This is a genomic window from Enterococcus sp. DIV0840, assembly GCF_050527835.1.
Lineage (GTDB): Bacteria > Bacillota > Bacilli > Lactobacillales > Enterococcaceae > Enterococcus_L > Enterococcus_L ureasiticus.
Window position 1 is genome coordinate 1,089,229 of record NZ_CP172876.1, and the last position, 26,995, is coordinate 1,116,223.

The 26,995-nt window shown below is 33.6% G+C and carries 22 protein-coding genes; 13 read left to right on the forward strand and 9 right to left on the reverse strand.

Annotated features, from left to right (window positions below; translation table 11 throughout):
* Nucleotides 1-115: 115 nt before the first annotated feature.
* Nucleotides 116-2,104, reverse strand: coding sequence for a C40 family peptidase (locus tag IGL98_RS05175; RefSeq protein ID WP_242590047.1), 1,989 nt, complete (start codon nt 2,102-2,104; stop codon nt 116-118).
* 384 nt (nt 2,105-2,488) lie between these two features.
* Here IGL98_RS05175 and IGL98_RS05180 point away from each other — a divergent pair, with 384 nt between their 5' ends.
* Nucleotides 2,489-3,625, forward strand: a complete 1,137-nt coding sequence (locus tag IGL98_RS05180; protein WP_206911426.1) for an AI-2E family transporter — start codon at nt 2,489-2,491, stop codon at nt 3,623-3,625.
* A 166-nt stretch (nt 3,626-3,791) separates the two neighbouring features.
* Nucleotides 3,792-5,168, forward strand: coding sequence for a hemolysin family protein (locus tag IGL98_RS05185; protein ID WP_206843673.1), 1,377 nt, complete (start codon nt 3,792-3,794; stop codon nt 5,166-5,168).
* 49 nt (nt 5,169-5,217) lie between these two features.
* On the opposite strand, the gene IGL98_RS05190 is transcribed toward IGL98_RS05185, so the two are convergent.
* The gene (locus IGL98_RS05190) at nt 5,218-6,711 is read right to left on the reverse strand and encodes a helix-turn-helix domain-containing protein (protein ID WP_206911427.1); all 1,494 of its coding nucleotides are present in this window, start codon (nt 6,709-6,711) and stop codon (nt 5,218-5,220) included.
* 500 nt (nt 6,712-7,211) lie between these two features.
* Here IGL98_RS05190 and IGL98_RS05195 point away from each other — a divergent pair, with 500 nt between their 5' ends.
* On the forward strand, nt 7,212-8,789 hold the full coding sequence (locus tag IGL98_RS05195; protein ID WP_206911428.1) for a peptide chain release factor 3: 1,578 nt from the start codon (nt 7,212-7,214) through the stop codon (nt 8,787-8,789).
* Between the two features lie 208 nt (nt 8,790-8,997).
* Complete coding sequence (locus IGL98_RS05200; protein ID WP_206843668.1) at nt 8,998-9,657, forward strand: CatB-related O-acetyltransferase; 660 nt, start codon at nt 8,998-9,000, stop codon at nt 9,655-9,657.
* A 57-nt stretch (nt 9,658-9,714) separates the two neighbouring features.
* Here the strand turns inward: IGL98_RS05200 and IGL98_RS05205 are convergent, their stop codons facing one another.
* Together IGL98_RS05205 and IGL98_RS05210 are read right to left on the reverse strand one after the other, a co-directional pair.
* Nucleotides 9,715-10,029, reverse strand: coding sequence for a DUF1827 family protein (locus tag IGL98_RS05205; protein WP_206843667.1), 315 nt, complete (start codon nt 10,027-10,029; stop codon nt 9,715-9,717).
* Nucleotides 10,030-10,234: 205 nt separating this feature from the next.
* Nucleotides 10,235-12,490 (reverse strand): ATP-dependent Clp protease ATP-binding subunit, encoded by a 2,256-nt coding sequence (locus IGL98_RS05210; protein WP_206843666.1) that lies wholly within the window; start codon nt 12,488-12,490, stop codon nt 10,235-10,237.
* 330 nt (nt 12,491-12,820) lie between these two features.
* On the opposite strand from IGL98_RS05210, the gene IGL98_RS05215 reads away from it, so the two are divergent.
* From IGL98_RS05215 to IGL98_RS05230, 4 genes are all read left to right on the forward strand, one after another.
* Nucleotides 12,821-13,012 (forward strand): hypothetical protein, encoded by a 192-nt coding sequence (locus tag IGL98_RS05215; RefSeq protein WP_206911429.1) that lies wholly within the window; start codon nt 12,821-12,823, stop codon nt 13,010-13,012.
* Nucleotides 13,013-13,184: 172 nt separating this feature from the next.
* Nucleotides 13,185-13,451: a phosphocarrier protein HPr gene (locus IGL98_RS05220; RefSeq protein WP_010760596.1), complete on the forward strand. Its 267-nt coding sequence runs from the start codon at nt 13,185-13,187 to the stop codon at nt 13,449-13,451.
* Nucleotides 13,451-15,178, forward strand: a complete 1,728-nt coding sequence (gene ptsP, locus IGL98_RS05225; protein WP_206911430.1) for a phosphoenolpyruvate--protein phosphotransferase — start codon at nt 13,451-13,453, stop codon at nt 15,176-15,178. The genes IGL98_RS05220 and ptsP overlap by 1 nt, the downstream gene beginning before the upstream one ends.
* Before the next feature lie 163 nt (nt 15,179-15,341).
* The gene (locus IGL98_RS05230) at nt 15,342-16,313 is read left to right on the forward strand and encodes a DUF1002 domain-containing protein (RefSeq protein ID WP_206843663.1); all 972 of its coding nucleotides are present in this window, start codon (nt 15,342-15,344) and stop codon (nt 16,311-16,313) included.
* Nucleotides 16,314-16,542: 229 nt separating this feature from the next.
* On the opposite strand, the gene IGL98_RS05235 is transcribed toward IGL98_RS05230, so the two are convergent.
* The 4 genes from IGL98_RS05235 to IGL98_RS05250 form a co-directional block, all read right to left on the reverse strand.
* Entirely contained in the window at nt 16,543-17,190 is a 648-nt protein-coding gene (locus IGL98_RS05235) for an ABC transporter ATP-binding protein (RefSeq protein WP_206911431.1), read from the reverse strand.
* A 15-nt stretch (nt 17,191-17,205) separates the two neighbouring features.
* Nucleotides 17,206-18,483, reverse strand: a complete 1,278-nt coding sequence (locus IGL98_RS05240; RefSeq protein ID WP_206843661.1) for a hypothetical protein — start codon at nt 18,481-18,483, stop codon at nt 17,206-17,208.
* Nucleotides 18,467-19,411, reverse strand: coding sequence for a hypothetical protein (locus tag IGL98_RS05245; protein ID WP_206911432.1), 945 nt, complete (start codon nt 19,409-19,411; stop codon nt 18,467-18,469). Before IGL98_RS05245 ends, IGL98_RS05240 begins: the two co-directional genes overlap by 17 nt.
* Before the next feature lie 119 nt (nt 19,412-19,530).
* Complete coding sequence (locus IGL98_RS05250) at nt 19,531-19,926, reverse strand: hypothetical protein (RefSeq protein ID WP_339099612.1); 396 nt, start codon at nt 19,924-19,926, stop codon at nt 19,531-19,533.
* Nucleotides 19,927-20,370: 444 nt separating this feature from the next.
* Here IGL98_RS05250 and IGL98_RS05255 point away from each other — a divergent pair, with 444 nt between their 5' ends.
* From IGL98_RS05255 to IGL98_RS05275, 5 genes are all read left to right on the forward strand, one after another.
* Complete coding sequence (locus IGL98_RS05255; protein ID WP_206843655.1) at nt 20,371-20,628, forward strand: AbrB/MazE/SpoVT family DNA-binding domain-containing protein; 258 nt, start codon at nt 20,371-20,373, stop codon at nt 20,626-20,628.
* Nucleotides 20,628-21,014 (forward strand): type II toxin-antitoxin system death-on-curing family toxin, encoded by a 387-nt coding sequence (locus IGL98_RS05260; protein ID WP_206843653.1) that lies wholly within the window; start codon nt 20,628-20,630, stop codon nt 21,012-21,014. Before IGL98_RS05255 ends, IGL98_RS05260 begins: the two co-directional genes overlap by 1 nt.
* Nucleotides 21,015-21,113: 99 nt before the next feature.
* Nucleotides 21,114-21,419, forward strand: a complete 306-nt coding sequence (locus IGL98_RS05265) for a hypothetical protein (protein ID WP_206911434.1) — start codon at nt 21,114-21,116, stop codon at nt 21,417-21,419.
* Between the two features lie 27 nt (nt 21,420-21,446).
* Entirely contained in the window at nt 21,447-22,775 is a 1,329-nt protein-coding gene (locus IGL98_RS05270) for a site-specific DNA-methyltransferase (RefSeq protein WP_206911435.1), read from the forward strand.
* 222 nt (nt 22,776-22,997) lie between these two features.
* Entirely contained in the window at nt 22,998-25,853 is a 2,856-nt protein-coding gene (locus tag IGL98_RS05275; protein ID WP_206843649.1) for a DEAD/DEAH box helicase family protein, read from the forward strand.
* Nucleotides 25,854-25,900: 47 nt separating this feature from the next.
* On the opposite strand, the gene IGL98_RS05280 is transcribed toward IGL98_RS05275, so the two are convergent.
* Nucleotides 25,901-26,173 carry a hypothetical protein gene (locus tag IGL98_RS05280; RefSeq protein WP_206843647.1) on the reverse strand — a complete coding sequence of 91 codons (273 nt, stop codon included), beginning with the start codon at nt 26,171-26,173 and terminating at the stop codon, nt 25,901-25,903.
* Nucleotides 26,174-26,995: the final 822 nt, after the last annotated feature.

The following is a 26,995-nucleotide window of genomic DNA, read 5'->3' on the forward strand; positions in this document are numbered from 1 at the left end:
GTTATAATTATTTTTTTAATCTCTGTATTACTAGGTAATTGTATAAAAAAGTCACACTAAATAATATAACTTGTAACTAATTATATTATTTAGTGTGCGAGCAATAAACGTAAGATTATTTATTAACAGATACACCTGTTTTGTTAATATAACCTATCCATTTTTTATTACTATCATATAAAGAATAATAAATTTCACCTGAAAAATGATTGTAACGACCTTGTGCATGATAAGTTTTTTTGTAAATGCTATTCGTCGTACCTTTTTTTGAAGAAAAATCATTAATATCAGCCCAAATAGTATAATCTTTTTTTGTAATTGTTACGTGTTCGTCGTTACGGATCCATATTCCTTGTTCGCCTGGTCCTTTTTCTACACTTTTCTTATTGATGTAACCTTGCCAGATACCTTTGTCGTTAAATAAAGAATAGTAGACTTCACCAGAAAAGTGGTTGTAGCGACCTTGTGCGTGATAAGTTTTTTGATAAAGATTAGCAGAAGAGCCTTTCTTAGAGGAGAAATCATTGATATTTTCCCAAATAATAGCATCTTTGTTTGTAATAGTGACAAATTCATCATTGCGCATCCATATTCCTTGTTCGCCTGGTCCTTTTTCTACACTTTTCTTATTGATGTAACCTTGCCAGATACCTTTGTTGTTAAATAAAGAATAGTAGACTTCACCAGAAAAGTGGTTATAACGTCCCTGTGCGTGATAAGTTTTTTGATAAAGATTAGCAGAAGAGCCTTTCTTAGAGGAGAAATCATTGATATCTTCCCAAATAATAGCATCTTTGCTTGTAATAGTGACAAATTCATCATTGCGGATCCATATTCCTTGTTTGCCTGGTCCTTTTTCTACACTTTTCTTATTGATGTAACCTTGCCAGATACCTTTGTCGTTAAATAAAGAATAGTAGACTTCACCAGAAAAGTGGTTGTAGCGACCTTGTGCGTGATAAGTTTTTTGATAAAGATTAGCAGAAGAGCCTTTCTTAGAGGAGAAATCATTAATATCTTCCCAAATAATAGCATCCTTACTTGTAACGGTAACAAAATCATCATTCTTTAACCAAACACCTTGTTTGCCATTTCCTTTTTTTACAGCCTTAGAATTTATATAACCTTGCCAGTTTCCGTTACTGTCATATAAAGAGTAATACGTGGCGCCATTCGAGTGATTATATCTTAATTTAGCCTGGTAAGTGTTATTAAGTAATTTATCTGAAGTATTTTTTTGAGACCAGTCGAATGAACTAAAAATGCTGTATCCTTTCTGGGTAATCGTGACATAGCTACCATCATTAATAGGATTTCCTTGTGGTTTAGAATCTGTAAAGTTCATTTTTAGTGCAAAACTAGGAGGAAATTCTGTCCACCAAATAGGAGAGACCTCTACATTTTGGTCATAATTTGGAGCATGTATATATTGTCCATTACCAATATAAATTGCAACATGATAAGTAGCACCTGAGTTTCCCCAGAAAAGTAGATCTCCAGGTTCTAATTGGGAAATGTTTGATTTAGAAATGCTTACTTTCGTTCCTGATTTTTCTTGTGGAACAGTCCAATCACCAATATTTTTTCCAGTTACTTGCAAAAATACATAGCGAGTCAGACCAGAGCAGTCAAATTTATTTGGTCCCAAACGATCAGGATGTTTTTGTGTATAAGGCTTACCTATATGCTTTTTTGCTTCGGCTACAATTTGGTCTCTTTGAGTTCCTGCTTTTATTGAACGAGCTGCTGGTACTGCTGATTGAGAAGTAGCTAAGCTATTGATTGTTTCGATAAATGTTTTGTATTCTTCAAATGACATGACTTCATTTCTAGAATCCATTTCAAATTGGGTTCTTAATTCAGTTACAGCGTCATCAGTGGGGAGTGATTGTGTGGATTCGTTTATAACATTTTGACTAGACTCAATTGTTTCTTTAGTGCTAGACGAGTTATCAATATGTTCGATTGTACTTTCGGTCGTTAAAGAACTACCAGTGTTTTCAGAAATTTCAGTTGAAACATCCTCAGCAAAAACCATAGAGTTACTAGTTATAAATAGAAATGTTATAATAAACATAAAGTAAGTATTATTTTTTTTAGACATCATAAAAACTCCTTTTTTTATTTGGGGAAATAATATCATTATGTAGCCGTTTTGTAAACGTTTATTGATTTTTAAAGGGGAAGTTTGTTTTATTATTAAGTCGTTTTTTGGTTAATAAGTTCTATATTTTTTTAAAAGTAACTATTAGATTAGAATAGGAGAAACCACAGAATAGTACAGCAGTATATATGAAATAATTATTGCTATACTATTTAGTAAAGGTTATGCTAAAATCTATTAACAAAGACCATAAATTTATAATAATGGTAATGTAGTTTTTTAGCTTCACAGGTTAGTCTTTCGATTATCTGAAAAAAGATAATATATGATTTTCTATCAAGATTAAACGAGCCTGTTCAGCTTTTAATTTAAGGAGGAGAATCTTTGTTTGAAAAATTAAGACAGTCAAAATTATTTTTTTGGTCAGCAGAATTGCTAGTTATCGCAACTTTGATTTTTGTCTCTAGTAAAATCAATTTTCTATTTGCGCCAATTGGTACATTTTTCTCAACCTTGTTTGCACCGGTTTTGGTAGCAGGATTTTTGTATTATATCTTAAATCCAATCGTCAATTTACTAATGAAAATCAAAATGAAACGGCCTTTAGCAGTTCTTCTTGTTTTGTTGATATTAGTAGTAGCTATTGTTTTGATTTTAGTCAGCGTTATCCCTAAGTTAGCGTCTCAGCTTGCTAGTTTGGCTTCAAATATGCCGACAGTTTTCAGTAACGTGGAAGCGTGGGTCTATAGAATGGCCGAGTTACCTTTATTTAAAGAGGTCGATTTAACAAGTTATATAGAGAAGTTGGATATTTCTTATGGAACGATCATTCAGCAGTTTTTAAGTGGCTTATCTAATAGCTTAGGTTCAGTAGTATCGACTGTAGCGTCGACTACGATTGTTGTCTTTACAGCACCATTTATCTTATTTTACATGTTAAAAGATGGAGATCGATTGGTTCCATCAATCGAGCGCTTTTTGCCAGAAAAGCGTCAGGAAAGTATTGCTGAATTGTTGAGTAAAATCAACAAGACGTTGGCAAATTATATAAGTGGACAAGCAATTGAATGTTTATTCGTCGGGACCTTTACAGCGATTGGTTATTCGTTGATCGGCGTCCGTTATGCCTTTTTATTCGGTGTCATTGCAGGTTTCACAAATTTGATTCCTTATCTTGGTCCATATCTGGGTCTTGCTCCAGCCGTTTTTGTAACTGTTTTTGATGAACCGATAAAAGCTTTATTATGTTGTGTCGTTGTTTTAGTCGTTCAACAAATCGATGGCAATATTATTTACCCAAATGTAATCGGAAAGTCATTACAAATACATCCATTGACAATTATCATTGTTTTGCTGGTCGCAGGAAATATCGCAGGACTATTGGGAATCTTCTTAGGTGTTCCGTTTTATGCGATTGTTAAAACTATCGTTATTCATGTCATGGGAATGATTCGGGAAAGCAGAAGTGAAAAAATCGTATTGACTGGTGAAGGAAATGAAATATCGATGAAAGAAAAATGACATCGATTATTGAAATTAATTGCTGTTTGTGATAGGATTTTAACGTGACTACTTATTGTGGTCACGTTTTTTATCAAATTGATTAGTAAACAGTTTGTTACTAAATGAAATTGGAAAACAAAATACAGCGTTTTTCGAATAATTTTAAGAGGAGAGAGTGCACATTATGAATGCTGACCCCGAGAGTCAGTCGCTTATAGCGCAAATTTTATTATTGATCGTATTAACATTGATCAATGCGTTTCTTGCTGCAGCGGAGATAGCAGTTGTTTCGGTAAATAAGAATCGTGTCGAACAAAAAGCAGAAGAAGGAGACGCGAAAGCTAAGAAGCTATTAAAGATTTTACAAGATCCTACGAGCTTTTTATCAACAATCCAAGTTGGTATCACTTTAGTTAACATCTTGTCTGGGGCTTCCTTAGCGGATACTTTATCAGCAAGATTAGCACCTGTACTTGGTGGCGGAGCTGCTGCAAAAAGTATTGCTAGTATTATTATTTTAGCTATGTTGACCTATGTTTCTATTGTTTTTGGTGAATTGTATCCAAAACGAATCGCAATGAATAAATCAGAAGAGGTCGCTCAAGCAACTTCTGGATTTGTGCGTATCATAGGAGTGATTGCCAAACCATTTGTGTGGTTGTTATCAGCTTCAACAGACTTACTTTCAAAGATTACACCAATGAAATTTGATGATGCTGATTCAAAAATGACGCGTGACGAAATGCGTTATATGTTGGAATCAGAAGGTGTTCTAGATAATGATGAATTAGAAATGCTTCAAGGTGTCTTTTCTTTAGATACAAAAGTCGCTCGTGAAGTAATGGTTCCACGAACAGATGCTTTTATGATCGATATTGAAGACGACATCCAAGATAATATTAATGCTGTTTTATCAGAAAACTATTCAAGAATACCAGTTTATAACGAAGATAAAGATAAAATCGTTGGTGTTCTTCATACTAAAAACTTATTAAAAGCAGCCCATAAATTAGGCTTTGAAAAAATTCAATTAAAAAATATCATACAAGAACCACTATTTGTTCCAGAAACGATTTTCATTGATGATCTACTATATGAATTAAAACGAACACAAAACCAAATGGCCATTTTATTAGATGAATATGGCGGTGTCGTTGGTTTGGCTACGTTAGAAGATTTATTAGAAGAAATCGTTGGAGAAATCGATGATGAGACCGATGAAGTAGAAAACTTATATGCTAAGATTAACGAGCATGAATATTTAGTGCAAGGAAGAATGCTGATCGATGAATTCAACGAAGTATTCGGAACAGATTTGCACATGAGCGATGTTGATACAATGGCAGGGTATTTGATCACCGCATTAGGCACGATTCCTGATGAAGGTGAAAAATTGTCATTTGATGTTGGCAATATCACACTGACTTCTGAAGAAATGGAAGGAACAAGAGTTTTAGCATTAAAAGTTGTGTTCCATGATGAAGAAATCGTAGATGAAGAACCAGAAGAATACCGTCGTTTTTTCCGTAAAGAAATGGAAGACGACGAGCCAAGAAGATAAAAAAGAAGGAACTGAAGTAGCTGAATTAAGCTGCTTCAGTTCCTTTTTTTTATTTAAATTGATTAATCTCTTTTTTATTATGGATGGTTTTAATAGCTTGATAGAGACCGATATATTGTTGATCGTTGTCTGCCGAAAATCGAAAAACAAAAGAGGGGAGTTGGCATTCTTCCGGTATTAAATAAGATGATGTGGCTACAATAAAATCAAAGGAAGAGAATTCGCCGTCTTTATAGGCAACTAATTGAACAAAAGGCAATTCTTCAATAAACTGTGTCAAAGGTTGAACGAGTAAGTAATTAGACTCTGCTATTAAAGCGATACGAACAATATTTTCGGTTTGGAATGAACCATAAAGTGGAACTAATAAGGCTGCTAGTGTATCTGATAGTTGAGTGATATTAGCTTTAAGCCAGCCAAAATTCTTTCTTTTAGAAAATTTTTGAAAGAATGCTTTGAAATGTGTAAGCAAGTGATAGTAATACTCATTTTTTACGTAAAGAGAATGATCAATCAAATGAAATAAGGTTGGAAAGTTTTTTTCAATGATCGTTGTTGAGAAAATAATATTTGCCACATTTCCAAATAAAATGGGTTCATCTTCCCAAGAAAAGTCGCTAGGTATAATTTCTTCACTAAATAAAGTACAAAAGTCTTCTAATAGCTTGGTTGCTGAATTGGTTTGATTATCTAAGTAAGTGTTCAACAAGGTCAGGCGATGATCATTATTTCTGAAAAAGTTTGGTGTTGCAATCAATAAGTATGCAGCGAACTGAGCTTCTGTTTCCAATATTTTTGTCTCTTTAATTAAGTCTCCAAAGAAAGTTTCTGCATGGGTTTTACTTGTTGGAATATAAGGATCGATAGCTGTTTTTTCTGTCAGCACATTACCAGATCTTACTCTTAGATAAACAATATCCAATATCAAAGTGATTTGTTTATTGGCAGAATAGCTGTAGCTGTCAGGGAAATAGGGGCTGATTATTTGGGTGATTTCTTTATAATCAATTGAATTGCTCTTTATTTTTGGTAGGTGAGTTCCCCGAGAAGCTAGCCAAATCAATGTGTACAAGGTTATTCGAATGACCCGCTCATCACCATCAAGACTTAATTGAGAGGTATTCATTTTGATGTTGAATTGTTTAAAGTAGTTACTTAATAACTTAGACTTTCGGACAACAGTTGTTTTGCTATGATATTTTTTTTTACAAAATTTTGCTAGGTTATCATTTGGATAAAAGAGGATCGAAATTAATAATTGATAGGGAACACTTTGAGTTATTAGAAACTGATAATAGGTATCATATGAAATATTTTGTTTATAATGAACCCCATTTATTTGCAGTATCTCTGTCTTTTTTCCGGTCATTTTAGTAAGATCTTGTTGAATCAACTCCAGAAGATAAACGACCCGGCTATAAGAATAATCAAGTCTGCTTTCAAAAAAATTGATACTATGCTGTTTATTCGAAAATTTAGTCAATAATCTAAATAGGGCTAATTTGCGTTTGGCGGTGTCTTCTAACATCATTGCTTCTAGCATTTTTTTCCTCCTTTAAAGTAAATTTGTCAATAAAGTAAAAAGTATGGACCTAATTTGAATAATTTATAAAAAAACTCTGATTTAATAACTGGATGAAAAAAAAATGGCTGATTTATAAGTCAAATTGGAATTATAAATAACGTGAAAACATGAAAATAAAATATCTTAGTCAACGTTTTGAGCTGTTTGCACATTTTAGTAGCTGACTTTATACTTATGTTAGTTAAGTATAAAACAATTTTTACCAAATTAATAATCATGATCAATTTCTTCCCCAAATAATAGAGATCAAGACAAAATTCATTGAGTTTTGTTTTGGTCTCTTCGATTTTTTTTGAAACTTAGTTAAAGACTTTGAAAACTAGGGTAATTCCATGATATACTACACTAGTTGAAGAATAAAGAGTAGGGAGAATTTTCCGATGTAGATATCCTTTAAATAAACCATAAAAAGTAAATGAAGTCCTTTTCAAGAATAAAATGATAGATTGGAGTAACGAATGAATAATCCACATTTAAAAGAACAAGTAGATAGCCGCCGCACATTTGCCATTATTTCCCATCCGGATGCTGGTAAAACAACAATTACAGAGCAGCTTTTATTATTTGGAGGAGCAATCCGCCAAGCTGGAACTGTTAAAGGGAAGAAAACAGGAAACTTTGCAAAATCTGACTGGATGGAAATCGAAAAACAAAGAGGAATCTCTGTAACCAGTTCGGTGATGCAGTTTGACTATGATGGAAAACGTGTAAACATTCTAGACACACCTGGACACGAAGACTTCTCAGAAGATACGTACCGAACATTGATGGCAGTTGATAGTGCTGTCATGGTGATCGATAGTGCTAAAGGGATCGAAGCCCAAACAAAGAAATTATTCCAAGTTGTCAAGAAACGTGGAATCCCGATTTTTACCTTTATCAATAAATTAGATAGAGATGGTCGCGAGCCTTTGGAGTTACTTGAAGAATTAGAAGAAGTCCTAGATATAGAATCTTATCCAATGAACTGGCCGATCGGTATGGGAAAAGGTTTGGAAGGGTTGTATGATATCTACAACAAGCGTGTAGAAGTCTATCGACCTGAAAATAATAATGGCGAACGGTTTATTCCATTAGTGGATGGTGATATTCCAAGTGATTTACCATTGCACAAGGATAGTGTTTACAAACAGGTATTAGAAGAAGTTGAATTGTTGGTTGAAGCAGGTGACGAGTTTGACACGGAGAAAATTGCTCATGGGGATCAAACGCCAGTTTTCTTTGGTTCAGCATTAACAAATTTTGGTGTACAAACGATGTTAGAAACCTTTTTACAATTCGCTCCATCACCATATAGTCATAAGACAGAAGAAGGACAAGAAGTTAGTCCTTATGAAGAAGAGTTTTCTGGGTTTGTCTTTAAAATCCAAGCGAATATGAATCCTGCTCATCGAGATCGTATTGCCTTTGTTCGTATCTGTTCAGGTACTTTTGAACGTGGAATGGATGTTACTCTTGGTAGAACTGGCAAGAAAATCAAGTTAAGCAATGTGACACAATTCATGGCTGATGCTAGAGAAAACGTCGAAGAAGCTGTGGCTGGAGACATTATTGGGATTTATGATACTGGTAATTATCAAATTGGTGATACATTATTTGAAGGGAAATTAAAAGTTCAGTACGAAGAATTACCTTCATTTACACCAGAGCTATTTATGAAAGTTAGTGCCAAAAATGTGATGAAACAAAAATCATTCCATAAAGGGATTAATCAACTCGTTCAAGAGGGTGCTATTCAGCTGTATAAGACGTATTTAACAGAAGAATATATCCTTGGTGCAGTAGGACAATTGCAGTTTGAAGTGTTCCAACATCGTATGCTCAATGAGTATAATGCTGAAGTGATCATGACACCAATGGGCTCGAAAATCGCTCGTTGGATCGATCCTGACGATTTAGATGAACGAATGAGTTCGAGTCGAAATATCTTGGCAAGAGATCGTTTTGATCAGCCGTTGTTCTTATTTGAAAATCAATTTGCTATGCGCTGGTTTGCGGATAAATATCCGGAAGTTGAATTGAAGAGTTTGATGTAAGAGTAATTTTAAATAATTGATGAGAAGCCGTTTCTATTAAATAAGAACGGCTTTTTTATCATTTGACTTTAAAGCCGCAAAAAAGTATAATCAACAACATTATTGGAGTGATAAATATGAGTCGTCGTTTAAGACTATTAAAAAATGTTTCAGTGGTAGTAAGCTTCTAAGTCAAAAACATAATCTAACTTAGAAGCGAGGAAGAAAAATGAAGAACAATAATAAATTTGAAAAATGGTCAGATACTTTATATTTAAAAGAGTTAGTGACAAATCCATTGATAGAGGTCGGTGATTTTTCTTATTATTCTGGGTACTATGGCAATCAGAATTTTGAGGATGGCTGTGTTCGTTATTTATGGGGAGATCCATTAACAAGAGCAGCCTTTGATCCGGCAAAAGATATGGGTTGGCATCTAGATAAATTGATTATTGGAAATTATGTTTGCATTGCAGCTGGTGCGACAATTTTAATGGGAGGCAATCACAATCATCATCCGGATTGGATCACTGTTTATCCTTTCGCTAGCCATGTGGAAAAATCCTATGAACCAAAAGGTGATACGGTCATCAAAAGTGATGCTTGGATTGGGATGAATGCGATGATTATGCCAGGAGTTACTATAGGTGAAGGCGCTGTGATCGCAGCAGGCTCGATGGTCATAAAAGATGTTCCGCCATATACGATTGTTGGTGGAAATCCAGCGAGAGTGATTAAAAAAAGATTCTCAGATAACGAAATTAAGATGCTTTTAGAACTACGATGGTTCGATTGGACGAAAGAACAGGTAGAAGCGGCTATCGATATTTTGATGAGTAATTCCATTGATGAGCTATATTGTTATTATAAAAAACATATCTTAAATTAGATAAAAAAAAGCCAGTTTATCATGTAAGTGATAAGCTGGCTTTTTAACTGTATGTGGCTAATTTTCAACAAGACTAGAAGTCATCGGAATCGAAATTTCAATAACGTCTTTTAATTCGATGATTGAAATTTGATCACGGTCATATTTTTCTTTAGGAATCCGTTTCAAGAAATAGGTTAGAATCTCATTGATCTCAGTTTTGCGAACAGCGCGTTTTTTATTAACAACCAATATTTCAGCGTGTTGAGCAGCTTCTGAATAAACGACGGTCGTGTTACCCGCTGAATAGACTTTCACAAAGTATGCATCGGTATTTTCTAGTTGTTTATTGACCAATTGTTTGTAGCTGTTAGTTACATTGACTAATTTCATTTTTTTCACCTCGGTTTAATTCATTATTTGTACGTTAATAATAAAAAACAGAGTATTCACAGACTCAAAAAGCTGGAATAGTCTTCTTTAAAAGTTGATATAAATTCTATGCATCTTAATTATAAATTTTTTTGACTGAAATAAAAAGAAATTAGTCTTGAAAAACACCAAAAAGTCAATCAGTTTGCCTGATTGACTTCACTTTTTATTCCTCTTCTGGAGCTGTTTCACTGGTACCACTGGGATCTACAGTGATTTCTCCCGTAACAATAATTTTTCCATCGTCGTCTAGTTTAGCGATCAATTGATGTTCTTCTGGATGATCTAAGAAATACTCCGCAATACCATCTTCGATTTGTTCTTGGATCGTCCGACGTAATGGGCGAGCGCCCATTGCAGGATCATAGCCTAAATCAACTAATTTTTCTTTGACATCCGTTGTTACATCAATATGAATTTTTTGATGGGCAAGTAAACTATTGACGTCATCTAGCATCAAGCTAACGATGTTCATTAAGTTTTCTTTGCTCAACGCTTTGAATTCAATGATTCCATCGAAACGGTTCAAGAATTCAGGTGTGAAGAAATTATTTAATTGACCTAAAACAGATTTCGTAAGTCCCGCACGCGCAGCACCAAAGCCGACATTTGCTTCTACATTACCAGTTCCAGCATTACTTGTCATGATAATGATCGTATCTTTGAAGCTAACTGTTCTACCTTGTGCATCTGTTAGGCGACCATCGTCAAGGATTTGTAAGAACATATGCAAGACATCAGGATGTGCTTTTTCGATTTCATCCAAGAGAATCAAGCTGTAAGGATTACGACGAACTTTTTCGGTTAATTGCCCTGCCTCATCATAACCAACATAACCAGGAGGTGAACCGATCAGTTTAGACACACTGTGTTTTTCCATATATTCACTCATATCAAAACGAATCATTGAATCTTCTGAACCAAACAATTCATAAGCTAATTGTTTAGCCAATTCTGTTTTACCAACACCCGTTGGTCCAACGAATAAGAAGGAGCCGATTGGGCGATTTTGTTTGCCTAAACCTACGCGATTACGGCGAATTGCTTTGGATACTCTATCAACGGCATCATCTTGTCCTACAACATGAGATTTCAAATCGACAGCTAGGTTTTTCAATTGTGTTTGTTCTTTTTCTTTTAAATCACCCACAGGAATGCCTGTTTTTTGTTCTACGATCGCTTCAATATTTTTTTCGTCGATCACAGGCGTTTCTTCATCGCTGATTTGTTTTTCTTTCATTGTTTGTAATTTGTTAATTTGATCACGGTAATAGGCTGCTTTTTCAAAATCTTCTTCTGCAGAAGCTTGTTGTTTTTGTTGTTCAGCATCTGCGAGTTTCTTTTCAATCGTTTTCGGATCAACGATTTGGATGGTCAAGTTCATTTTAGAACCAGATTCATCTAATAAATCAATTGCTTTATCAGGTAAGAAACGGTCTTGAATGTAACGATTTGATAAGGTTGCTGCAGCTTTGATTGCTTCATCAGTGTATTTTACATGGTGATAATCTTCATAACGTTTTTGTAGACCTTTAAGAATTGCAATCGTCTCATCTACCGTTGGCTCATCGACACGAACCGGTTGCATCCGGCGTTCTAACGCAGCGTCTTTTTCAATGATGCGGTACTCATTCAACGTTGTAGCACCAACCATTTGCAGCTCACCACGAGCGAGCGCTGGTTTTAAAATATTGCCAGCATCCATGTTACCGTCACCAGCAGCACCAGCGCCAACGATTTCATGGACTTCATCAATGAATAAGATAACATTTTCTGCTTGTTTGATTTCATCGATCAATTTTTGCATACGTTCTTCAAATTGACCTCGAATACCAGTACCTTGGACTAATGAAACCACGTCTAAACGGATGACTTCTTTATCCAATAATTTTTGCGGTACATCGCCATCTACGATTTTTTGTGCTAACCCTTCGACAACGGCTGTTTTACCAACACCAGGTTCACCGATCAAGACAGGATTATTTTTCGTTCGGCGATTCAAGATTTCAATCACCCGTTTGATTTCTTCATCACGTCCGACAACTGGATCGACATCGCCGTTTCTAGCTGCCTGAGTAATGTTGATACCATACTCTCCTAATAAACCATCGGATTGACCAGCACCTCCTCTAGGTGGTTGTCCACCATTAAAACCATTGCCATCACCAAATTGAGTAGGGGGAGTTTGACCATTCGGATTCCCTTGTTGTTCCTGCATTTGACGAGACAATGAGCGGTATAAATCATCTAAACTTCCAAAACCAAATGGATCTTGTTGAGACATTGTTGGTTGATTATCGTTTGCTTGTGCTTTTAATTTTTGATAGCAACTTTGGCAATAGTCTAATTGCTTTCTTTGACCATTAACATTTGCGTATAAGTGGATCGTTGCTGGATTTTGTTGACAGTTTTGACAAATCATAGGATAAAACACGTCCTTTCAAAATAAGACTAATTTTATATCAAAGTCCTTTGAGTAAGATCAAATAGTCTGCTGACCATTTTTGACCTTTGACAATATTATAGCATCTTTTTAGCAAGAATCAAGCAATTGAACTCTAGGTCGATCAATAATTAAAGTGAAAAAATCATATTGATTAGAATGATTTTTTGTCTATAATGAAAATTATTATATTTTTATAAAAATATCCACTTTTATTTATGTGGACAATGAGAATAATTTAGACAATTATCTATTTTTGTCATACAATATCTTCAGTCTATAAATAAAAGTGAAAGCTGTGATCAATCGATGAATGAAAATCCATTTGAAGAACAAATCAATGCCTTAAAGGAAGGGACTATTTCTGAACTTGTCATAGAACCAAAAGATTTTACAGCCTTTAGAGAAGTTTGGAAAAATTTGCCAGACAGAATGTCAATTGTCGGAGAAGCCGGATTAAATGGACGAATTATATATCGTTATATGAAGGAAGAAAAATAATTGATCATTTCAATTGATAAAAAAAGGTGAAAAGTGTTGTAACTACTCACAAAAAATGGTAATCTTAAAAATTGAAAGGGTATTATCCAGATTCTAGTTTCGCTTGAAACGTATCAAGAAAGGAAAACCCTAACATAAAAAATTATTTTACTTACGAAGGAGACCGATTTATATGGAAAAGAAAGAATTTCACATCGTAGCAGAAACAGGGATTCACGCTCGTCCAGCTACATTATTAGTACAAACTGCAAGTAAATTTAACTCAGATATTAACTTAGAATACAAAGGTAAATCTGTTAACCTTAAATCAATCATGGGCGTTATGTCTTTAGGTGTTGGCCAAGGTTCAGACGTAACAATCTCAGTTGACGGTGTTGACGAAGCTGATGCATTAGCAGCAATCGTAGACACAATGCAAAAAGAAGGATTGTCAGAATAATGTCTGAAATGCTAAAGGGAATTGCCGCAAGTGATGGTGTTGCTATCGCTAAAGCTTACCTGTTAGTTCAACCTGATTTATCTTTCGACAAAAAATCTGTAGAAGATACATCTGCTGAAGAAAGCCGTTTAGATGGTGCTTTAGCAAAATCTACGACTGAGTTGCAAGCAATCAGAGAAAAAGCAGCGCAAAGCCTTGGTGAAGAAGAAGCTCAAGTATTTGATGCTCATTTAATGGTTTTATCTGATCCTGAAATGATCGGTCAAATCAAACAAAACATTCAAGACAACAAAGTAAATGCTGAATCGGCGTTAAAAGAAGTAACAGATATGTATATCGGTATGTTCGAAGCTATGGATGATAATGCTTACATGCAAGAACGTGCTGCAGATATTCGTGACGTTGCGAAACGTATTTTAGCTCATTTATTAGGTGTTACTCTTCCAAATCCTTCTATGATTAACGAAGAAGTAGTTGTGGTTGCCCATGACTTGACACCAAGTGATACTGCTCAATTAGACCGTACGTATGTGAAAGCATTCGTAACGGATATTGGCGGACGTACATCACATTCTGCTATCATGGCTCGCTCTCTTGAAATTCCTGCAATCGTAGGAACAAAAGAAATCACTGCTAAAGTGAAAGAAGGCGACATCTTAGCGGTCAATGGAATTGATGGCGATGTTATCATCCACCCAACTGACGCTGAAAAATCTGATTTTGAAGCAAAAGGAAAAGCGTATGCTGACCTTAAAGTTGAATGGGAAAAACTAAAAAATGCTGAAACAGTTACTGCTGATGGTAAACATATCGAGTTAGCTGCAAACATTGGCACACCTAAAGATTTAGAAGGCGTACACAACAATGGTGCTGAAGCTGTTGGTTTATATCGTACAGAATTCCTTTATATGGATTCTCCAGATTTCCCAACAGAAGATGAACAATATACAGCTTACACTGCAGTACTTGAAGGCATGAACGGCAAACCTGTCGTGGTTCGTACAATGGATATCGGTGGGGATAAAGAATTACCTTATCTTCAATTACCGCATGAAATGAACCCATTCTTAGGTTACCGAGCTTTACGTATCAGCTTATCTGAACGTGGCGACGAAATGTTCCGTACACAAATGCGTGCATTACTGCGTGCTTCTGTTCACGGTAACTTACGCATCATGTTCCCAATGGTTGCGACGTTAAAAGAATTCAGAGCAGCGAAGAAAATCTTTGAAGAAGAAAAAGCTAAATTAGTTTCTGAAGGAACAAAAGTTTCTGATACGATTCAAGTCGGTATCATGATCGAAATTCCTGCAGCAGCTGTAATTGCAGATAAATTCGCCAAAGAAGTTGATTTCTTCAGTATTGGAACAAATGATTTGATTCAATACACAATGGCAGCAGACCGTATGAATGAACGCGTTTCTTATCTATACCAACCCTACAACCCATCAATCTTACGTTTGATCAAAAACGTTATTGATGCTTCACATGCTGAAGGTAAATGGACTGGTATGTGTGGAGAAATGGGTGGCGATCAAATGGCTGTACCATTATTGGTGGGAATGGGCTTAGATGAGTTCTCAATGAGTGCGACATCTATTCTTCAAACTCGTAGCTTGATGAAACGTCTAGATACTAAGAAAATGGCTGAACTTGCGGATCGTGCGTTGAATGACTGCGATACAATGGAAGAAGTTATTGACTTTGTTAAAGATTATACGAAATAATATAATAAGTAAAAACGTTCACTAGTCAGAATTTATTCTGATTAGTGAACGTTTTTTTGTAAATAGTAACATTCAATAAAATTTTCTTAAAGCTGAGCGTACTTAAGGAATAACTAAAAGGATTGTTGTATAGTAGTAAAAAGTAACTATTTAGGAGGTTCTCATGAAACATAAACAAAAAAAACTCGCTGTAGCAATGACAGTTCTTTTGATTTCTACAGGTTTATACAATGGAAAAACAGCATTTGCGACGACACAAAGTAGTACGTTAGAAAGTACATCAGTAAGTTCTAGTAATACAGAAACCACTCAAAGCTCTGAACAAGCATTGCAGATCAATGCAGTCGCTTTAGGTAACGCTTTGACTCAAGAGCAAAAAGACTATACGTTAAAAGAATTAGGTATCAAAGGTGAAACACCGCAATATACGACAACTGGGAAAGATTTGATGAGCTTTATTCCTGATGGCGGTTTTACAGCGGATTGGGCTGTTTATAGTTCTGTTCGAATGGAGACACAGAAAAAAGGTTCAGGGATTTCTGTAGATATTGCTACACCTAAAAATATTACGAAAATCACTGAAGCCCAATATCAAAACGCAGCACTAACAGCTGGAATTTCAGATGCTAAGCTTACTGTTGCTTCAGCAGTGCCGATTGATGGTTCAGGAGCGTTAGCGGGTGTTTATAAAATCGTCGAAGAATCTGGTGGAATCATCAATCGTGATCGTGTCGGTGTAGCACAAGATGAAATGGATGTGCTATCTAAAATTACGGAAGAAAATAAAGATAAGGATGGTTATTCCGATAAAGCGTTGAATGCAGCCCAAGAACAAGCGAAAAAAGAACTCGCTGCAAAAACTGCTGATGGTAAAAATCTAACTCAAGCAGACATTCAACAAACTGTTGAAAGTGCGTTGCAAAGGCAAGGGATCAAAGATGTCATGTCAACAGATCAGGTGAAAGAACTAACCACTTTGATGAGTGATATGAAAGATAAAAATATTTTTCAAGACTTTGTGAATCAACTTGATTTGTCTAAAACGAAAGAACAAATTCAGGAAAAATCTAAAGGACTTTGGGAGAATATTAAAGGATTCTTTAGTGGGCTTTGGGATTCGGTTACTGGGAAATAAGTTTATTGAGTCAAAAGGACAGACAAGTTTTGATTAGATGTATATAAAAAAGTAGATGAGCTAAAACAATTTATTCGTTTTAGTTCATCTGTTTTTTTGTGAAATTGTCAAACTACCGAATAAATCATGCTCATTAGAATGAGAGATGAAGAGGAAATTAGTAAAGCCATTGAGCTTAGAAAAATACCTTTCTTCCTAAGCTCAATGGCTTTAATTTAAAAGTTGCTTATTAAATAGTTCTTAGTTTTTTATTTTCCAGTACATATTTTCTATCACAAACGTTGGCTACCGCATCACTGTGAGTGACCATAATCAGTCTTGTTCCAAAACGTTGAATTTCTTTAAATAAATTCAATATATCCAACTCAGTTTTGTCATCCAATGCTCCTGTAGGTTCGTCCGCTAATAAAATTTTAGGTTTTTTGATAAGAGCTCTTGCTATAACAACTCTTTGAGCTTCTCCGCCAGAGATTTCTGCTATTTTTTTAGCGCCGTACCCTGAAAGTCCTACCAAGCATAAAATGTCTTCAATTTCCTCTTTTTGATTCTTAGACTTTTCTTTTAACCCAAGTTGAATATTGGCTTGAACAGTTCTATCATCCAGTAAATTGTAGTTTTGCGTGATAATGCCAATATTCTCTTTTCTAAACTTTATATTTTTTTTCGTATCTTTGCTGACCGTTTTGCCATTGAATTCATAAATTCCATCATATCGAGTGTCAAAGCCTGCGAGTATTTTTAATAAAGTTGTTTTTCCAGAACCACTTCTTCCTTGAATAGCAACGGATTGATGAGTGTTTAAAGCGAAGCTCAAATTGTCAAAAAGCATTGTATCTGTTTTCGGTATTTTCTTTTGAATATCATGTAAATGAATCAAGTAAACCAACTCCTATCAATAGAAATCATTAAAGCTAGAGTGTATATCTTTATTTAGGAAACGTTTCATTAAAGCGATGTCCAACACTGAAAATAGGATGATACCTAAGAGTATATTAAGCAGAAATAAGTTATTTTGAATAGGAAACAGTAAGTAAAAGAGAACGAAGATAATCAGTAGTAAAGCATTTCCAGCTGATAAATCAGTAATCATTAAAGTATTTAATTGTTCAATCGAATCACCGTTAGAATAGGATAGATAGTATCTGCTTCGTCTGTGCAGATATATCCTATAGGTTAGAAAATAAACGATTGCCAAAAGACAAATAGTGATACATAGAAATATTGAAATCAATAATGTTTTATTATAATTGATTAACTCATACATTCTATTGTATTGCAGAGTGAATGTAGGAACACCTAGCAGCGTGTAGTCATAAAATTTTGTCTCTTTTGCGGTACTAGAGAGCTGTTTGCTTAGGTAGTCTAAGCCCTTATTTTGCTCTACAATAACATCGCCATTCAACATAGCAAAATACAGCATTCCAACAAATTCCTGATTCTCATTGGATACATTACTTAGCTTTTCAGGATAAGGAACAATAATATAGTCATCCAAGTATTTGTTCAGGTCATTTTTGTAAAACACCGAGGTATTTTTTTTTAAGAAACCGATTATTTTAAAATTAAAGGGATTCAAATAAAAACTGCCTTTAATGGTTTCACCTACACTGTAACTCTTTTTGTAATTTGAACCTAACAATATCGGTAATGTATGATTCTCTATATTTATGTCATCCCAAGGAAATAAAGCATTATTTTCCGTTTCAAGCTTATAGTAATCAAAAAAATTTTTACTGACTTGAAAGCATTTGGCGTCAAAAAACTTTTTTTTAGTCATTGGATCAATATAATTACCAATGACGTCCATATCAGTTCCGTAAGCTTCATTGAATTCTATTTTTCCTTTAAAGTCCTCTATTTGTAGAGGCTGATCAAAGGAGGAGATAAAATGTATGTTTTCATTTGTATTTAACTTTTCATAGAATGATTTCACAGTAGTCAACAATTCTTTTGATTGTCTGAAGTTATAAAAAGCATCAGGTTCTGTTAGCGTATCTGTTAATGTAAATAATTCTTTATTGGAAGCTTTGTTAAGAGTACTGTTTAGCTCTACGTTCATGTTTACAGCAAACAACAAAAATAGATAGATGAGAACGAAAAAGACAACAAGAATCGTGCTTTTTAATAAAATAAGAAAACCGTTTTTTTTAAGATTATAGAATAACTCCATGTAAATTGCTCCTTTCTTCTTTAATAAAGAAGCAGGTGAAGCTAAAACACATTAGTAAAAGTTGAATCAAAAAAAGGTTGAAAGTAAAGAAATAATGAATGGAAATGATTTTAAAGAAAGGTAAAATCAGTAAACAAGAAAATACAGGAAAGATGCAAGTAGACAGTAAATAAAACAGATTCGATTTATATTTTATGAATGTAGATGTACCCAGGATATACTTGATATAGTTTTCCTTTTTTAAATCAGTAAAAATAAGATACGCAATCAAAACAGTGCACATAATGGCTATAACTAGTGTCAGTGAGTAAATAAGAGGAGAAAAATAATCACTATTAACTTTTCTATCTAAGCCCATATTATTTTGATAAGAATTGTTTTTACCGAATCTATCTTGGTAATTAGTATTGATTTTTTTCCCATCAATCGCTAAGTAATTTGTGGGCGTATTGAAAAGAGAGGAATCATTAATCAATACAGAATCATCTAAAAAACTAGGATTCGTAATTCCTAAGTACCCAATAACGTTATATTTTTGGTTGTTATACTCATAATAGGTGCAAGCATTCTCTGAAATAGTAACAACATCTTTTCCTACCAAAGCTTCCTTAGAATTAGGTTTTGAAAAAAAAGAGCCGTTTTTTATTGGAAAATGAGCATCAGAGCAATTTTTTGAAAAATATCCTCGTACTTTATCGTTATTTTTACTTTCTAGGGGAATAAACACGCTAAGATCAGATGAGGTTTTGAATTTATCTTTAACTATTGTTTGGAATGTCTCTTTTACGAATAGATGATCTGTTGAATACAAATCATTGCTCTCAAAAAATAATTTATCCTGTTGTCTCTGGTATTCACTGACAAATATAAGCAATAAATAAATACAAAGGATGAATAAACTTGAGACTAAGAATCTTTGCTTTTTCATTTGCCACCTCACTCGTGCTAGTTAATAATTAATTAGAATAAAAGCTATTGTGCTAGGGAAAATAACTATACTAACATCAATAGCTCTTTTGTGTTGTCTAAATTATAGTGATGAAAAAGTTATCTTCCATAGTAAGTTCTTGCAGCAGCTGTATCTTCACCATATGATATTCTGTACCAAGGAGAAGCGGCTTCAGTTCCATTCCAGCCGTATTTACGATTTGAAGTAGTTAGAACAGTTCCACTACGGTGTTTTTCCATTCTAGCAGTCGTATAATGATAAACGCCTTTCCAGGTTGTCCAGCCATGAGCTCTGTACGCAGTATTTCCAGATATGACGTTAGATTCTCTTTTACCTCTGTGATTAACAGCCGCACGAGGCAGGATGACATTGGGATTTAAATAGTTCCCATTTTCTTCTGACCAACCACCAACTTCTTCAGCATTCACTGACATGGGACTAAAAGTAAGGCCAATGAAAGCAACAACAACAAACGATAAAATAAATTTTTTCACGAGTAAAACATCCTTTCTTATTTTATATAAGAATAATATTACAAAAAAGATTTTAATGTCAATAGTTTTTTTGAATATTCTGTCTTTTTTACTTTAATAGGTAATTAAACAATTGGATACGTCGTTGTTTATTTTATATAGATTTCCCGCAAATTTTCTATACTATGTAAGAAAGGACAAATTATCAATATAAAAGCATAGGTTAGCTCAAATAGATCACGATATGGCGGACTGTCAACTAGTACAAAGTTGATTATTTGTGCAACGACGGGGAAGTTTCATTTTACTAATGATCAAGCCATTTACGAAGTAGATAGGGTTCTAAAGACTATGCCTTCGATAAAAAAAATTATGCAATGAAATGTAATTATTTTCGAAAAGAGTGTTTATTAAAAAAAACACTCTTTTTGTGTTATAATGAATAAAATCAAGGAGGGACTAAAAATGTCGAAAACAATAAAAAAATCAAGAAAAACAAGAAAACAAGGGAGTTCATATATTGCATCGTTACCAAAAGAAGTTATTCAAGCATTATCTCTAAATGAAGGTGATACACTAGATTTTATTATTCGTGATGGGCAAGTATCCCTTGAAAAACCGTTAGCGATCAAATCAGATAATGTTCCTAATCAATTTTATGATGATATCGACTTTTTTATGAATAAACATGATCAAGCGTTTAAAAATTTGGTTGAGAAATAATGAAATATTTGACGATAGAAGAAATAATTGCAATGAATTATGCGTTGATAAAGTGTTACAGTCCGCGTGAAGTTATCGGGGTTAGAGAAATGGACGCTTTGGAAATGGTTGTTGCTCAACCAAAGCAAGAAGTATTTGGGAAAGAATTGTATCCGACAATTTTTGACAAAGCTTATATTTTATATAAAAAGTTAATAAAGAAACATTGTTTTCATAATGGGAATAAGTGTACGGCTGTTTTAGCATTGTTGGTGTTTTTGAAGCGAAATGGATTGATTTTAGAGGTTAAGGATAGTGAATTAGAAGATATGAGTGTGGGAATCGCTATAAATGAATTTTCGCAAGAAGAAGTAGTTTCTTGGATGAAAAAATGTTGTAGGATTTAAGTTTGGTATTGAAATAGATAAATAAAATGGAGTATCATGCATAAAAATTTAACTTTTGTTATACTATGTAGGATGAGAATTTTAGAAAGTTGGAGAATAATGGATAGAGCAAATCAAAAGAATAAACTTTACGATGAAAAAATAAACCGATTAAAAAAAATTATTCCAGAAGCTTTTCAAGATGGAAAACTAAATATCAAAGAATTAGAATCGCTACTTGCTGGTTATACAACAGAGGATGAGTTTAATTATTCTTTTACTTGGCATGGCAAGCAACAAGCCAAAAGAGGAGCATACTTACCAACCACTCTAACATTAAAGCCTAACAAAGAAAAAAGTAAACAATTTGATGAAACTAAGAACATTTATATCGAAGGTGATAATTTAAATGTTTTAAAAGTATAGCGAGATACGTATGCTAATAAGGTGAAAATGATTTATATTGATCCTCCATACAATACTGGAAATGATTTTATTTACCCAGATAATTTTGAACAACCATTTGAAGAATACAAAAGAATGATTGGTTTGATTGACGATGAAGGAAATAAAATTTCTACTGAATCAGAAACAGTTGGAAGAAAGCATACCAATTGGTTGAACATGATGTATTCTAGGCTGCTTCTGGCTAGAGATTTTTTAACTGATGATGGTGTGATTTTTATTAGTATTGATGATAATGAGCAAGCAAATTTGAAAAAAATGTGTGATGAAATATTTGGGAATTTTATTGGTCAAATAACATTTATGAATAATCCAAAAGGCAGATCACAAGATAAATACTTAGCAACTTCTAGTGAGTATATACTAATATATACGAAAAATGAACTATCTAGCGGTGAGATATCGGTCTATAAAACTGATGAAGAAGTTAAAAAAGATTATACAGAAAAAGATAAAAAAGGATTTTTCAGAACGTTAGAACTTAGAAATACACATCGTGAATTCGGCAAATTCAATCGACCAAATTTATTTTATCCAATTTTTGTTAGTGATGAAGGAAAAGTCTCCTTGGATAAACAAGAGGACTGGCAAGAAATATATCCTATCTGGAATGATGGGTTTGAGGGATGTTGGACATGGGGGAAAGATAAATTAAAAAAAGAGCAAGATTTAGTTGTGGCTAAGAAAGTTAGTAATCAATGGAAAATATACAGAAAGTCATATTCTGATGTTGAAGGAGATAGAACGAAAAAGCAAGTTAAATCTCTTCTGACGGATAAAGAATTTTTTACTGAGAAAGGTCAGTTAGTATTTAATGAATTATTTAAAACTAAAGAAAAATTCTTTCAATCTCCAAAAGCTTTAGAATTAATCAAGCTTCTATTGAATATGGGGGGAAGAAAAGATTCCATTATTATGGATTTTTTCTCAGGTTCTGCAACTACCGCTCATGCAGTGTTACAACAAAATTATGAAGATGGTGGCAATCGAAAGTTTATCATGGTCCAGTTGCCAGAAGCAATCAATGAGAAACAAGAAGCATATAAAGAAGGGTACAGAACAATTGCTGAAATAGGGCAGGAACGAATTCGGCGAGCTGGGGAGAAAATTATTTCTGAGAATCCGTTATTGACTACGGAACTAGATGTTGGTTTTAAAGTTTTTGAACTAACAGATACAAACTTTCCGCAATGGAATGAGGAAGTAGATAAAGAGAGTATCTCCACGCAGATGGAATTACTTTCTGCTTCAATTCATGATGAAGAATCGGCTGTATACGAAGTGTTGTTGCTACTAAAAGAATATTTATTAGATTAATCAGTTGAAATGGTTATTCCTCATGTCTATGTTATAGGGAATAACAGCAAAACCATTGTTTATCTCCATGATCAATTATCTGATGAAATATATCAATGGTTAATAAAAAATTATCAAGAGTATTCAAAAGTTATTATATATGACAACGCCCTAGATCAAAGTCAAAAGATTAATTTGCAAGGTACGTTAAAAGAAAAATTAGAAACAGTGTAGGTGGGACAGATGGAATTTAAATTTACAACAAGAAGCTATCAAGAAAGAGCCATTCAAAGTGCTGTAAAACTCTTTGAAGGTCAGCCTACAACGAATCAAAAATTAGATATTTCCTACTCTAGTACTGTAATAAATAATTATGGGAATCAATTGTTTATTGACGATAATCAACTATTAAAAAATTTGAATGACGTCCAAAAATGGAACGATAGAAGCGATGCACCTATCAAAGTATCTGAGGAGCTTGAAGAATTAGATTATTCAGTCGAAATGGAGACTGGAACGGGTAAAACATTTGTTTACCTAAAAACAATTGTAGAATTAGCCAAAACATATGGTTGGAAAAAATATATTATCGTTGTCCCCTCAGTTGCAATCAAAGAAGGGGTTAAAAGCGAATTTGATCGATTACAACATGCTCTTGAAGAAGAGTGTAAACAATCTGTCATTATGTCTAATTACGATAGTAAGAATATTAATAATTTGCAGACATATTACCGCTCCAATATGATTGAAATTCTTCTGATGACAATGCAAAGTTTCAATAGTGATAACAATGTTTTAAATAAAGTGAATTACGACTTAGAAGTTGAAAAACCGATTCACTTAATTCAAGAACTAAATCCAATTGTTATTTTAGATGAACCACAGAAAATGGGTGGAGAAGCAACTCAAGCAAAATTAAAAGAGTTTCATCCATTATTTACGTTGAGATATTCAGCAACCCATAAAGAGTTAGTCCATCCAATTTATCGTTACACACCGATTGATGCATATAGAGACAAGTATGTAAAAAAAATTGAAGTTCTTTCTGTGTATGGAAATGACATCAAAGATATTCAATCCTATGTCGAAGTAGTAGAGATAGGAAATGACAATCGTGGAGATATCTATACGAAATTGAAATTTTATCAGAACAATAAAACAGGGATAAAACTTGTTACAAAGAAAGTCAAAAATAATTTTGATTTATTTGAACAAAGTAACGAAATGCCAGAATATCAAGGATACAAAGTAAAAGCTATTCATTTGAATGAACGAACCGTAACTTTTGATAACGATGTAGTTTTAGAGGAGCATGCTGTAACTCAAAATAAAGACGATATAATGAAAATTCAAATATACGAGACTATCAAAACTCATTTAATAAAAGAAAAAGCTTTAAACCAAGAAGGCATTAAAGTACTCTCATTGTTTTTCATTGATAAAGTAGTTAATTTCAGAGATCCAGACGATGATAATGGAAAAGGAAAAATTAGAAAATGGTTTGAAGAGGCGTACACAGAACTTGCCTCAAAACCAGACTATAAAGAATTTGCAATTGATAATCTAAAAAATGCAGCGGATGTTTCTGATGTAATGAGTGCCTATTTCTCTCAAGATAAAAAAGGATTGAAAGATACTAAAGGAACAACCAAAGTAGATGAAGAAACATATGATTTAATCATGAAAAATAAAGAAAAATTACTATCTTTTGATAATCCAGTTCGTTTTATTTTTTCTCATTCAGCATTAAGAGAAGGTTGGGATAATCCTAACATTTTTCAAATTTGTACTTTAAATGAGACGATAAGTGAAACAAGAAAAAGACAAGAAATTGGTCGTGGATTACGATTACCTGTTAATCAACGAGGAGAACGGATTCAACAAGAAGATATCAATGTTCTCACGGTGGCAGCAAATACATCTTATGAAATTTTTGCTAAAGGGTTGCAAGAAGAAATTCAAGATGATACTGGACTGAGAACAATCACAGCCCCAGTTTCAAATGCGCGTGATAAAAAAACAGTAAATCTTCGAACTGAAGCGTTGGAACATCCAGAGTTTAAAAAATTATGGGGAAAAATTAATAAAAAAACAAAATATTCTATTGAGATTGAAGATAAACAAATTATTCAATCTATTGTAGCAAGGATCAATAAAGATGGATTTAAGATTGACCCGCTTAAATATGTCATTAGACGTACAATGATGACTAGCTATGAGGATGCTGATCGAAATCGAAAAGTCATAGATAGTCAAATTGGTGAAGAAATTAAAGTTCAAAGAATACCTAATGTTATTAAACGGATTGCGGATTATACTGGAGTAACAAAAAGAAATATTGTAGCCATAATCAAAGAAGCAAATATCACAGATCAAATTTTCCGACAGCCAGATTCATTTGTTGAAAAGCTATCTCAAATAATTATAGAAGAGTTACCTAAACTTTTGAAAGATGGTATTCAATATGAAGCAACTGGAGAAGAATATCAGCTTTCCTTGTTTAGAGATAAAATAGAGGTTTATAAAAATAATAAATATCTTTCATCAAAGCTTAACAATAATACACTATATGAATATGTTCAATTAGATTCTGATACAGAGTTAAAATTAATTGATGACTTTTCAACCAATGAAGAAAATTTTAAATTTTTCGTCAAACTGCCTTCGTGGTTCAAAGTGCCGACCCCCGCTGGAAACTATAACCCAGACTGGGCTATTGTGTATGAAGAAACTGAAGGAGATAGGTTGTATCTGGTGCGTGAATCGAAGCAAACAAATGCAAACTATTTTTCTGTAGATCATCTGCGCTTAAGTGAAGTTCAAAAAATAGAGTATGGGAAAAAAGCTTTTAATAGTATTGACGTTGATTTTCAAGTTATTGAGAAACCATCAGATATAAAAAATGGGGTGTTTCCTTTTGGAAAAATAATTCATCCTTTTGAAAATAAAGAAAAAGAACTATTTTTAAAGGAACGTTTATATCCAATGATTAAAGCAAATATGAAATATGAAGATGCAAAAACTGTCTTACCAGATGAATTTGAGAAATATTCAATTGTTGTGGAAGAGTATGATAATTACCTTTTAGAAAATAAATAATTGTTATTAGGGGCTGATTTATAGAGCCCCTTTTATTGTATAAGTAATTATTTTGTACTTATTTCTTGAATTTTCGATAGTTGTTTTTCTGCAGTTGAGTTGAGCTTTTCAAATTCTGAATTAAATGTTTGGAAAAGTTTTGAACAAGCATAATATTGTTTAACCACCTGTTTCTTATTAATCGGCGTATTTGGATTTGTAAAATACTTCTCCAAAACCTTCAACGGTTCTTGCCATGATTGCAAGCGTTCAACCGTATCTCTAAGATCGATAATTTCCTGATAAGGAACAGCTTTAATACAAAGTGCAGAATTTTTCATAAGTAAGTTCTCCTTTTTATTGTTTATTTACGCAACAATCAACAATTGAGAAAAAGAAAAAACGATAGAGATTGCCGTCTCTATCGTTGGGATGACTAACAGACTATAGCGTGTTTCTTAGCCCAATGTGAAGAAATTTCAAAAACTGTCTAGAAATTCTTACAAAAATTAGGTACAATAAAGAAGCTAGTGCTACGGTACTAGTAATCAGGCAACTTGGATAGATAGGTTGTGATGTCTATTCCGGGCTTCATTTACTGGGTGGTACCAGTAAATGAAGTGCCTATTTTTTTATTCTTTTTCTCAAAGTCTATAGGATAGCAACAAAAAAACGACTACAGTTACACCTGCAATCGTTGACAATAGGTACGTCAAAAAACAGTTATTTTTACGCGTTTGTACTTGGAAGGAGAAGATTTGCGGTCTTCTGGTAGACAAAAGAAAGTAAAAACAAGAATATGACTTACACTATTGGCGATTTGCTTAAGCAGGTTGCACTGTTCAATCAAAACTTCACTAGTTTGGTTGGTAGCCAGATCAGGAAGTGCCAATTATTTAGTTTTATCGTTAGGAGAAAGTGCATCTAATTCACTCATTTCGTGTTAAGTGAATGATTACTATTTCCCTTGTTAATTATTTCTATCCTATGGCTATAAGTATACCGAAATAAACAGCTGTTCGCAATAAAAAATCTTACATTCCTCGATTAAATAACACCTAAAACCCTCTCTCTTATATATAAGGAAAAATAACAAAAATTTTTTTCCGTACCATTCTGAAAAGCACATAATAAAGTGATCATGCTAAATCAAAAAAATAGTC